The organism is Nostoc sp. UHCC 0251, assembly GCF_034932245.1.
Lineage (GTDB): Bacteria > Cyanobacteriota > Cyanobacteriia > Cyanobacteriales > Nostocaceae > Nostoc.
Window position 1 is genome coordinate 1 of the sequence record NZ_JAYGHD010000121.1, and the last position, 11,590, is coordinate 11,590.

The 11,590-nt window shown below is 39.8% G+C and carries 11 protein-coding genes; 5 read left to right on the forward strand and 6 right to left on the reverse strand.

Annotation, left to right across the window (positions count from 1 at the left end; translation table 11 throughout):
* Positions 1-261 precede the first annotated feature (261 nt).
* Positions 262-1,854, forward strand: coding sequence for a DUF1565 domain-containing protein (locus VB740_RS14490; protein WP_323200686.1), 1,593 nt, complete (start codon positions 262-264; stop codon positions 1,852-1,854).
* Between the two features lie 206 nt (positions 1,855-2,060).
* On the opposite strand, the gene VB740_RS14495 is transcribed toward VB740_RS14490, so the two are convergent.
* Positions 2,061-2,816 (reverse strand): Uma2 family endonuclease, encoded by a 756-nt coding sequence (locus VB740_RS14495; RefSeq protein WP_323200687.1) that lies wholly within the window; start codon positions 2,814-2,816, stop codon positions 2,061-2,063.
* 152 nt (positions 2,817-2,968) lie between these two features.
* Between VB740_RS14495 and VB740_RS14500 the strand changes: the two genes are divergently transcribed.
* Entirely contained in the window at positions 2,969-5,185 is a 2,217-nt protein-coding gene (locus VB740_RS14500) for an FUSC family protein (RefSeq protein ID WP_323200688.1), read from the forward strand.
* A gap of 55 nt (positions 5,186-5,240) precedes the next feature.
* On the opposite strand, the gene VB740_RS14505 is transcribed toward VB740_RS14500, so the two are convergent.
* The 4 genes from VB740_RS14505 to VB740_RS14520 form a co-directional block, all read right to left on the reverse strand.
* Positions 5,241-5,555 (reverse strand): hypothetical protein, encoded by a 315-nt coding sequence (locus VB740_RS14505; protein WP_323200689.1) that lies wholly within the window; start codon positions 5,553-5,555, stop codon positions 5,241-5,243.
* A 268-nt stretch (positions 5,556-5,823) separates the two neighbouring features.
* Positions 5,824-6,669, reverse strand: a complete 846-nt coding sequence (fghA, locus tag VB740_RS14510; RefSeq protein ID WP_323200690.1) for an S-formylglutathione hydrolase — start codon at positions 6,667-6,669, stop codon at positions 5,824-5,826.
* A 245-nt stretch (positions 6,670-6,914) separates the two neighbouring features.
* A complete protein-coding gene (locus VB740_RS14515; protein ID WP_323200691.1) occupies positions 6,915-8,177 on the reverse strand; it encodes a sensor histidine kinase in 1,263 nt (420 codons plus the stop codon).
* 42 nt (positions 8,178-8,219) lie between these two features.
* Entirely contained in the window at positions 8,220-8,894 is a 675-nt protein-coding gene (locus VB740_RS14520) for a response regulator transcription factor (protein WP_323200696.1), read from the reverse strand.
* Between the two features lie 201 nt (positions 8,895-9,095).
* On the opposite strand from VB740_RS14520, the gene VB740_RS14525 reads away from it, so the two are divergent.
* The gene (locus VB740_RS14525) at positions 9,096-9,671 is read left to right on the forward strand and encodes a hypothetical protein (RefSeq protein ID WP_323200692.1); all 576 of its coding nucleotides are present in this window, start codon (positions 9,096-9,098) and stop codon (positions 9,669-9,671) included.
* 3 nt (positions 9,672-9,674) lie between these two features.
* Here the strand turns inward: VB740_RS14525 and VB740_RS14530 are convergent, their stop codons facing one another.
* A complete protein-coding gene (locus VB740_RS14530) occupies positions 9,675-9,902 on the reverse strand; it encodes a hypothetical protein (protein ID WP_323200693.1) in 228 nt (75 codons plus the stop codon).
* A gap of 466 nt (positions 9,903-10,368) precedes the next feature.
* Between VB740_RS14530 and VB740_RS14535 the strand changes: the two genes are divergently transcribed.
* Together VB740_RS14535 and VB740_RS14540 are read left to right on the forward strand one after the other, a co-directional pair.
* A complete protein-coding gene (locus VB740_RS14535; protein WP_323200694.1) occupies positions 10,369-10,800 on the forward strand; it encodes a hypothetical protein in 432 nt (143 codons plus the stop codon).
* 51 nt (positions 10,801-10,851) lie between these two features.
* Positions 10,852-11,451, forward strand: coding sequence for a class I SAM-dependent methyltransferase (locus VB740_RS14540; protein ID WP_323200695.1), 600 nt, complete (start codon positions 10,852-10,854; stop codon positions 11,449-11,451).
* Positions 11,452-11,590: the final 139 nt, after the last annotated feature.

Sequence of the window (11,590 nt, forward strand, 5' to 3'; positions counted from 1 at the left end):
ACCATCTTTCCTCCCTCACGGGAATATCCCTGACTTTCCTACCTGGGCAGTTACCTTTAATTCAGCAACGCCAGATTTTACATTCCTAACTCCCCACTCATCGCCCTTTTGGATTAGTCGAGAGTGACCCCCAAAAGTATTTGCGTAATCTTTTAACCTTACAGTGAGAAGTAATTTAAGTTACTTGTACTTAATGCATCAAATACTACCTAATTTTATGGTTAGCGCTAAGATAGCTATGTATTTTTTGGAAGTATAAATATGGCTCAGGTTTTTTATGTAAATCCAGTATCAGGTAAAGATAGTAACCTTGGTAGCCAACAAGCCCCATTCAGAACTATTACGCAAGCCCTTAAGGTATCTACAGATAACACCAAGATTCAACTAGCAGAAGGTAATTACAATGCTGCTAGCGGTGAAGTCTTTCCGCTAACTGTTCCATCTGGGGTTACAGTGGTGGGCAATGAAACCAATAAAGGCAATGGTATTCTGATTGAAGGGAGTGGTAGCTATTTGAGCCGTACTTTTGCTGGTCAGAATGTCACATTTGTGCTGCTGGATAAAGCTGAAGTGCGAGGAGTGACTGTAACAAATTTGGCTAGTCGTGGTAGTGGTGTGTGGATTGAATCAACTGCCCCTACTGTTGCTAATAGCACCTTCACAAACTGTAAGCGGGAGGGGGTATTTACTACAGGTGAGGCTAATCCAGTTATTCTAGGTAATGTGTTCAGTGAGAATGCAGCCAATGGAATTGCGATCGCTAAAAATTCCAAAGGTCAAATTCAAGATAATACCTGCTTCAAAACAGGTTTTGGCATTGCCATTAGTGACACTGCATCACCCACCCTTCGAGATAACAAAATTTACGAAAACCGTTCTGGAATTGTCATCTCTGGCAGCGCTCGTCCTGTATTGCGTAACAATGTCTGCGAAAATAACACTGACGATGGCATTACAGTAATCGGAACTGCCCTACCTGATATAGGTACTACCAATAGCTTAGGAGGCAATACTCTACGCAATAACGGTAAATTTAATTTGCAAAATGCCAGTTCCAACAAGCTGGTTTCTGTAGGAAATAAAATAGATACGTCTAAAGTTACAGGAAACTTAGAGTTTGCAGATAATTCAGTTCCGGCACCCACGCCTACTCCCACTCCCACTCCAACACCGACACCCACTCCAACGCCAACACCTACTCCCACTCCCATTCCCATTCCAATACCAACTCCTACCCCAACACCTACTCCCACTCCGACACCAACTCCCACGCCCACTATAGAATTAACCGATATTACGAATCATTGGGCAGGTGGCTTTATTCGGGAATTAGTCAAATTGGGGATAGTTAATGGTTTTCCCGATCGCACATTTAAACCGGATGCTACGATGACACGGGCGCAATACGCCGCATTACTGGTAAAAGCTTTCAACCCACCGCCAAACCGCCCCGTGATCAAATTCAAAGATGTACCAGCAGACTTCTGGGCATCCAAGGTAATTCAGCAGGCATATCAAGGTTCATTTCTCTCTGGTTTTCCTGACAATACCTTTGCCCCCAATAAAAATATCCAGCGCGTGCAAGTGATCGTTTCTTTAGTAAATGGATTGGGGTTATCTGCTGATAATGCAACCGCTACCAAAACTTTTGATGACCAAGCAAAGATTCCTGAATATGCCAAGGATGAGGTAGTAAAAGCTATAAACAAGGGGATTATCGTCAATCACCCGAACCTTCAACAACTCAATCCTACCCGCGATGCTACACGCGCTGAGGTAGCAGTGATGGTATACCAAGCTTTGGTGGATGCTGGTCGTGTAGCTGCGATTGACTCGCCTTATATTGTTGCTTAATTGCTACAATAATTTGTTTTGCAAAATTGCATGATTTTGGAGTTGCTGATTTCATATATGAAAATGATTCTGCATAATACCAAATCCTTGTAGAGACGTAGCAGTGCTACGTCTCTACATCCAGATTCATACTTCAATTCAGCAACGCCATGATTTTTGTAGGGGTAATTAATAAATTACCCCTACAAAAAGGTGGTTTTTAGTTTCTACTCGAACGGAGGTAAATTATTTGGGTCAATACCCTGAGATTGCAAATAAGCAATGAGTCGTTCTTTTTGCTGGCGTTCTTGTTCGGCGCGTTGGCGTTCTTGTTCAATCTGTTCTACAGCCCACGGTAATAGATTACCAGCTTGATCCCACCAGCGCAACCAATAGCCAGTGCGAGCTTCTTTTGTTCCTTGCCAAGTCCCCAAAAATAAGCCAATTACATCAATCCAATGACGACCATTTTCGTCAGGTTGCTTTAACTCATAACGTTTATTTTCCAGTTGATAATATTCTAATAAACCGCCATCTGGTTCAAAAATTATGTAGATGGGAATCTGCAAAATTTGCTCATAGAAAAACCATTTTCCAGGTGGATAACTTCGCTTGACCGAATATTCTCCACCCTCAGTATCCGATAGAAATTCGATGGCGATCGCTGGAATATCTCCATCTAAATTGGGTGTATAACTTTTACGATTGCCCACAACTTCATTCACCGATGGCACATAAACCCAGTCAGGTGCTTTGGCAATGAATTGGCCATTGACTGTGGCACAAAGACCAAAGTTGGAAGCTATCAACATCTGGGGTTGGATGAATCCACTGATTTCTAGGCTTTCACGCAAAGCACCAGCCAAAAGTGGCTGACCTGTATTCTCCACTGGTTCATCCTCTAGTTTAAAATCCTTGGGTAAGGCTTCCCAAGAGATTACCAGTTCAGTTTGGGATTTGGCTTGGCTGAGTTGGGTTGCCATAAACACAGCATAAATTTATTTTTAATCTTATCGCTTACAGTATTAAGATCAAAAAAATGGGCAGAAAACCTAGCCTTTTATTTAACCAGGGAACTTAAAATGCCCTAAAGCATAACTCTAGCTAAAATAATTTTGTTTTATTAACAAAAATAATGCAGTTGAATCGAAGTAATTTCCTCAGATTTCTGATCCAGTCAGAGCCAGGAAAGCCAGCAATATCCAACGGCTTACGAGCGGCGTTAGGGTTGGGGGTTCCTATGCTAATTGGGCAACTGATTAACCAAAGGGAAAGCGGATTATTTGTCGGTTTAATGGCTTACTTTGTCAACTTAGCGAATATTGGTGGCCCTTACCAGATAAAAGCTAAGGCGATGACTGCGGCTACTTTGGGAATGGCTGTTTCAGTATTTGTGGCTACTCTAGTCGCTAGAGTTCCAGTGCTAACTGTGGTGCTGACATTTTTCTGGGGACTTGCTTCCGGTTTTGCGTCGATGTACGGTAATGCTGGTGCAAATGTCGGTCTGGTGGTGGGGATATCATTTATTTCCACGATCGCACAGCCAGGAAACTTGGAAGTTGCACTGATGCGATCGCTGCTATGTCTGATTGCAGGTGGATGGGCAATGTTACTTTCCTTAGTAATGTGGCCCTTTAAACCTTATAACCCGTTACGGATAGCTTTGGCTGGCTGCTTCAGTGCGATCGCCTACTATATTCAGGTATTTCTCGGTAAAGTGGCAACATCTGAAAATATTCTTGAAATTAGAAAGGCATTAGAAACAGCACGGGCTACTTTAGGTACAGTGCGGATTGGACAGCCGGCTCGGAGTTGGATGGATGAACAGTTTTTAGTACTAATTCAAGATGGCGATCGCTTGCTTGGCTCAGTTATTGCCTTAACAGAGTTACTAGAAACTCACTTCCAACATCAGCAATATCACGCAGTCCAACAATTAGTAGACGATGCACTCAAACAAATATCAGTCATTCTCCAAGCCATAGCGAAAGTCATATCTGGTAAGCCTGCCAGCATCGATCTGGGAAATCTCAGCCGCATCTGTGAAGCACTCAAGGAACAAGAAAATCTGCAAAGAAAAGCAATTGCTGGGAGTGAGACATACTACACAACTCTCGTTGCTCTGACTAACTTGGTGCTGATGATAGAAAAGCTAATCAAGCAATTGCAATACACGGCTCAGACAGCTAAATCTCTGGGAGATCACAGCAAAATGAGTCACCGAGATATAGATACACTTCTTTTAGTTGAAAACAAACAGCGATCGCTCTTAAATTTACTCAAAGAAAACCTCACCTTAGATTCAGCAATTTTTCGTCATGCTCTCCGCATTGGCGTGAGTCTATCTGTGGGCGTAATCTTATATAGCATTACTAATTTACCAATGGGGTATTGGGTGACACTGACAATCATGCTAGTCCTCAAACCGAACTTTGGTGCAACTTTCCAGCGGTTTTTTCAGCGAGTTGGCGGGACGATCTTGGGAGCTGTATTAGTATGTGTCATAGTTGCAGCTATCACCAGTAAGCCTGTATTAGACATGATCATTTTGCTGACAGTCTTTTTTGGCATTTCCCTGATCAGTTTCAACTATGCTTATTCAGTGGTTTTCTTATCAATATTTGTTTTACTCATTATTGATATTGGTCATCCGATTGGTTGGCAATTTGCTGGCTTTCGGGTATTAAATACATTAATTGGGGCGGGACTGGCTTTTGCAAGTCATCATTTTATCTTGCCAAATCGGGAACGCGATCGCTTACCTAGTCAACTCGCTACTGCTCTGCGAGAATGTCACAAATACTTTCGGGATGTAATGGCTGTTTACCAGGGCACAAAGGAGCGTGACTCTAACATTATCAGTCAACGGCGACAAACTGGATTGGCAATTGGCAATGCCCAAGCCTCCTTCCAAGGATTGCTACGCGAACCTCAAATGCAGAAAGAATTAGTAGAACCAGTGATGACGCTGCTGGTGTACATGGGACGTTTTACTAACGCCGTAACAGTTTTGGCAGTACATCTCGAACATTTTCGAGGAACAGTGCCACTCTCGGAATTAGAAACCTTTGTCCGCCAAGTTTCGCTACTGTTAGAGCAGTTAGCTGATTCAATACAGCAGGAAATTACCCCACCCCCCTTACCTGACTTGGAAGAAACGCTACACAAAATCCAACCGCACCTGCAAGCACTGCGGACATCCCGTATACAAGAATTAGCTGTCAATCAAGGACATACACCTGTTCGTCAAGCAGTCATCGATTACAGCATATTAGATTTGGAAATTGAGCAGATTGTCCTACGGTTGACTGCTCTGCACTCAGCGATGGGACGGCTAATATCAGCCAATTAAAGCGATGCCTGCGACGGGCTACACCAATTCATACTCTTTTTTGGTGAAGGTATTGTTAAGCACAATTATTATATCTGGGACAGCAAAACAACTGAAACCTACCGCCAACACCAACTACAGTTTGTCCTCCGTTGGGACCAACGTCTACCCGTTTATCGGGACTGTTAGCTATATCAACTTTTATAGTAACTGTATAAGAACAGTTATTAGTTATAATAGTTCCACCACTAATATATTGTGCTGAAACACATCCTGGCAAAGGTGCTCGCTGATTTGACGAACACTCATCAGCTAAAGCAGGTGCAATAAATAAAATTTCTAAACATATTAAACGGGCAGTTAAATTGGAACATTTTTTCAGAAAATTCATAAAATTTTCCCCTTTGAAAAAATAAAATGACTGCGAGATATAAACATTTTCCAGCTATTAAAAACGAGATACGAACTGAGTGTACCTATGATTGCCTCTAACGCCTATGTATCACTAATTTAGTGAGGGCAGGATCAACCATCAAGGAAAATTGATAATCTGGTAGAATGTTTATTGCTTGATATTATCACCCCACTTATTTTTTTAAATACTCCTTTCGGTATACTTATTCTGTATTCCTTTTTTTATTATTTGTTTTCCGATCTGATTATTTCAAAGCGAGCGCATGATGGCGGATATGATCTTCAATAAAACTGGCGATGAAATAATAACTGTGGTCATAGCCTTCTTGATAATGCAAGTTTAGCGGCTGCTTAACATCTGCACAAGCTTGCTCAAACACCTCTGGTAGTAATTGTTCAACTAAAAATTTATCAGCAGTCCCTTGGTCAATGAGAATTGGACTGTGATATCCTACTTGCTTGACTAATTCACTAGCATCATAAGCACGCCAACTTTCTTGATTGTTGCCAAGATAACCACTGAAAGCCTTTTGACCCCAAGGACAACGCATAGGTGCAGTGATAGGTGCAAAGGCTGATACTGATTTGTAGAGTTCTGGGTTTCTCAACGCACAGACAAGCGCCCCATGTCCCCCCATCGAATGACCGAAAATACCTTGTTTATCCGGTTGGGTAGGGAAGTTTGCAGTAATTAAAGCAGGTAATTCCTGGACTACATAACTATACATTTGGTAGTTTTTACGCCACGGTTCTTCTGTAGCATCAACATAAAAGCCCGCACCCGTGCCAAAATCCCAGTCATCATCCTCACTTGGAATACCAGTATTACGCGGACTAGTATCTGGTGCAACCAATATCAAACCGTACTCAGCCGCAAAGCGCTGCACTCCTCCCGCCTTCCCCATAAAATTCTCTTCGGTGCAAGTTAATCCAGAGAGGAAATAGAGAATTGGCACAGGTTTTTGAGTTGCTTGTGGTGGTTGATAGACAGCAAAGCGCATTTCACTGTTACAGGTTGATGAGTGATGACTGTAAAAGCCGAGTTTGCCACCAAAGCTTTTATATTCTGAAAGGAGGTTGAGATTAGGCATTGGTTGTATTCTCTTTCCTGAACGGCTGCGGAGAATGATTATTTTACCCTGAACTACCTGTTAATTAGCACGCTATTATTTGACTACATCAGATTTAGCATCTGCAAGCGATCGATAGAAGCCGGGCGTTTAAAGAGGAAAACCCAAGCGATCACATAAATTAGGATTATGATTAGCTTTATTTGTAAATGCATAATAATCGTGACGCGTCAAAGCTATCGTCATAGAAGCAGAATTTATAAATTTTACTTTAGAGGCAAATAAATTTGTAAAGTTGTACCTTCTTTAAACACACTCTTAATAGTAATTTTACCACCATGAGATTCAACTATTTGTTGGGCAATAGCTAACCCCAAACCAAATCCTCCGGTTTGACGAGAGCGCTTTTTATCCACTCGATAAAATCGTTCAAAAATATACGGTAAATCAGCTTCAGGAATACCAATGCCATTGTCTATAATTTGAATTATACCCCAATGTGATTGGGTAAATAATTGCAATTGAACTTGGCCACCAGGAGGAGTATATTTACAAGCATTATTAAGTAAATTTATAATTACTTGACGGAGCAAATCGGCATCGCCAAGCACAGTTAGATTATTATTTGGTAGTTTGAAAACTAAACTAAGATGTTGTGCATCTGCTTGAGTGGCATAATCATCTGTTATCTGCACAAGCAAATTATTTAAGTCAATTACTTGTAATGATTCATTCGGCAATTGACCTTGAGAACGTGCCAGAAACAACAGATTATTTACTAGAATGCTCATTGACTTAGCGATCTCAAAAATCTTTTGAAAGCGCTGACGTTGCATCTCCAGATCGGTAGATTTAGATAAAAAGCCATACTGAGCATTACTAATAATTGCTGCCAGAGGCGATCGCAATTCGTGGGAAGCATCAGCTGTAAACCTTTGCAGATGATCGTAATTGTGGCGAATTGGTTGCATTGCTAGCCCTCCCAACCACCAACCTGTGAGGGCAACTACAGTTAAAGTTATAGGTGCTGAGATAGCCAAAACCATACGGAATTCAGCTAAAGCGCTTTCAGTAGCTGTCATCGGCATCGCTGCCTGCAAATAACCAATTAATAAACCATTTTGGTAAACAGGCAACGTTACCTGACGTAGCCAGACTTTACTATCAGCCTTGATAGTATCAAACCCACCTGAGATTGAAAGGCGATCGCTAGGAATTGTACCAAAAAATTGTACCAGTTGCTTTTGCTCATCGTACCAACTTGCATACACGAGTTGACTATCCGGCAATGGTTGTACCATACTTCCTAACAATGGTACATGTTCTAAGTCTACCTGTCGCTTGCCATTATGCAGCTCCGACTTGACATTAGCTGCCATCACACTCGTTTTTTTATAAAGTAATCGATCTAGTTCCTCCAACTCATCTATGACTTCCCAGTAGTACACTACCGCCGCAAACACAATTAAAATACTGCCCATTGTTAGTGTGAACCAACTTGCAAGATTGCGACGGCTGCGATTAAACATAAGTAATCGTTAGTAATGTTATTATTCTCACTCTCCCAGTTTTTATTCTTGAGGATTTAAGCGATAACCCATACCATAAACTGTTCTAATCCAGTCTTCTGCACCCAATACTTGCAAGCGTTGCCGCAACTTGCGTATTAGCACAGTTAAGGCATTGCTTTCTGGTTCCATACCGTACTCCCACAAAGCGTCTTCAATCTGGGTGCGAGTTAAAACCTGATTGGGATGACGCATCAGGTATTCTAGTAACTGTCCTTCACGTGGAGATAATTCTACTTTTACCTGACTCCGTTCTACACTTAATTCAGCTAAATGAAATTCTAAATCTGCTATACGTAAACTATACCCCTGCCAATTAGGAACTCTTCGCCCCAAAGCGCGTACTCGTGCTAAGAGTTCCACCAAGTCAGCAGGTTTAACTAAATAATCATCGGCTCCTGCATCTAAACCCATAACTTTGTCGGCTGTGGTATCTTTAGCAGTTAACATCAATACTGGAGCATTTTTACCAGAGAGACGATACTGGCGACACAGAGCCAATCCACTAATTGTTGGTAACATCCAGTCTACAATTAATAGATCGTAATCTTTTTGCGAAATCAGCCATTGGGCAATTTCTCCATCTTCCGCAGCATCTACAATATATCCTGCCTCTGACAGAATACCTTGTAATGGTTCTAATTGTTCCAAATCGTCTTCTACGAGTAAAATCCGCATAAAACTTCTTAGCGTCAAGCCTTGCAATAAAGTCATCAACTCCCTTTTAAAATTAGAGAAGCTAACTAACTTTATGTCTTCTATCTAATTTTAGATTTTAAATTTTAAATTATTCTCCATAATGAATAAGGTATATCTACCAATAGATAGTTACAAATGCTTTTATAGCTTCACAACTATAAACCTTATAAATTGAAAGCTATGCCTGATTTACGCCCACAAGTTTTTCTATTTTTTTTACCTCTACTATTAGTAGGCATTGCTTTTTGGGCTGGTGGTGATTTCCTCACAAAGCAATTATTAAGTCTCTCCTATAGAACTTTAGATAAACTGCAAGCTGATACATTACCACAGGTTTTGCTAGCGCTAAATTTTACACTAATTGATCTAAAGATAGAGCCAGAAGAGAATTTGACTCAAGTTCAAATTAAAACGGCCAACTCCATGCTTAAAAGATTAGAGCTAGAAATTCCCAATTCTAAATTTACAGAAATAGCGATCGCACAAAAATTAGGATTGTATCCTCAAATCAAAAAACTAGAGCTTAATCAACAAATAAAAGTAAAAATCCTACTAAATTTGACAGCAATCAAAGCTAAAATTGAAAAAAAGCAAGGATTTAGCTTGGTTGAGGTGAGAACTGCTAATAATGCTTTAAAAAAGTTGAATTTTGTGCTACCAGTCACTGAAGTTAATATGTTAGAAGTGATGACTGCTCAATTACTTAATTTATCTCTTGAAGATGTCAGAAAACTTATAACTTATCAAGTTACTTAAAAATCAATCGCGGTTATAACCACAACCCAAACAACGCATACAAACAGAGAAAGCTGCTAAAACTGATCCAATCTCAATTAGCAATTGGAATGCCAAGGGAGCTAGAGCCAAGCCCCAAATTAAAAGAATTGTCCCGCTTATCATAGCAGTAATGCGATTAATTTCATCTTGAGTATTCAAAGCCAAGAAAAAAGTTCCAAAACCCATTAATAATAAGACTAAGCTACTCATAAATATATTCCTGACTTATACTGTTTTTTGTGAAACATACATTTACACCAAAATTTAGTAGCGGAGCCGGAGACGATCTGAATACAGAATTGATGTTAGTAGTCAAAAATAAATTAACACAAATTTACCATATCATATATGCCAATCTTAGAGGTTGTTTGAAAAGTATTTCACTGTGACTTTAAACACTTTCAGATCCCCCCTAACCCCCCTTAAAAAAGGGGGGAACCGGAATTAAAGCCCCCCTTTTTAAGGGGGGTTGGGGGGATCGACAACGTTTTGCCACCGACAAAATGATTGTCTTACTGTCACTTTTTGATCACATTCTTGTTGTAAGTTTAATTATCACTAAATTTATCATAAATAACTTAAAAATTTTAAATACTAAACAATTTGCTTTTATAGCCAATTTTATCTAAAAAACTAACAAAACATGAACAAGTGAATTTTATAAAAGGTAAATGACATGAAAGCAAATGAAATTTTCGGACAAGATATAGCAGAACACTTAAATTTTGATCTATTAAATCTGACTCAAACAAACCTATCTAGAATAAGTTTGATTACAGAAAAGCGTGAGAGCGAAAAGCTGATTGGAGAGAATACAAATACTGTAGCAACTTCAGATCCATCTTTGATTTTGGCTCCTTTTATATTGTTAGTAATGGGCGGGATAGTTATTTTTCATAAGCTAAAACTATCTCATCAACCTGAAAATATAAATAATTTAGATGATTTTCCTTGTACAAATTGTCATTTTTTTTCAAAAAACAGCTATCTCAAGTGTGCGGTAAATCCTTCTATTGTTTTCACAAAAGCAGCAATTAGTTGTTGTGACTACCAACCGTTACAAAACATAACAAAAAATAAGTGTTCTAAGATTTTACAACGAAAGTAAAGTTAATTAAAACTAGAGAGTTGATTATGATTGTTGACAAACATCAATATCATGATTGCTAAAGAACATCTACTATTATTTTTTATTGGAGTTAGTGCGATATTTAGCGTTTCTAGTTGTACCTTAGAACGCAATTTTGAGACAGAGAAACAGCAGCCTGATTCAATAATTAAATCTCAAGTAAGCCGAGCAGATGTACCTTATATCCCAACACCACAAAAAGTAGTAGACGCTATGCTGAAGCTAGCAGAAGTTAACAGCAAGGATATAGTCTATGATTTAGGTAGCGGTGATGGGCGAATTCCTATTACTGCTGTGCATCAATATAATGCTCATCGTGCTGTTGGTGTAGAAATTAATCCATATTTTGTACAAAAAAGCCGTATTAATGCTCAAAAAGTCGGAGTAAGCGATCGCGTAGATTTTCACGAACAAAACCTGTTTCAAACTGACTTAAAACAGGCAACAGTAGTCACGCTTTACTTGCTACCCGATCTTAACGTAAAACTACGACCCAAATTATTAAAAGAATTGAAACCTGGCACTCGCATTGTTTCCCACAGCTTTGATATGGGTGAGTGGAAACCAAAACGAGTAATCCGAGTAAACGGCGCAACCCTTTACTTATGGGTAGTACCTGAGAGGATTTAAAAGTCCTCTGCTCGGTAGCAAAACGTTTTAGATCCCCCTAAATCCCTCTTTTTAAGGACTTTAATTCCGGTTTCCCCCTTTTTTAAGGCTACGGTGTACACACAAGTCCTAAAAACCTAGCTTGATAAGACTTTCCTCG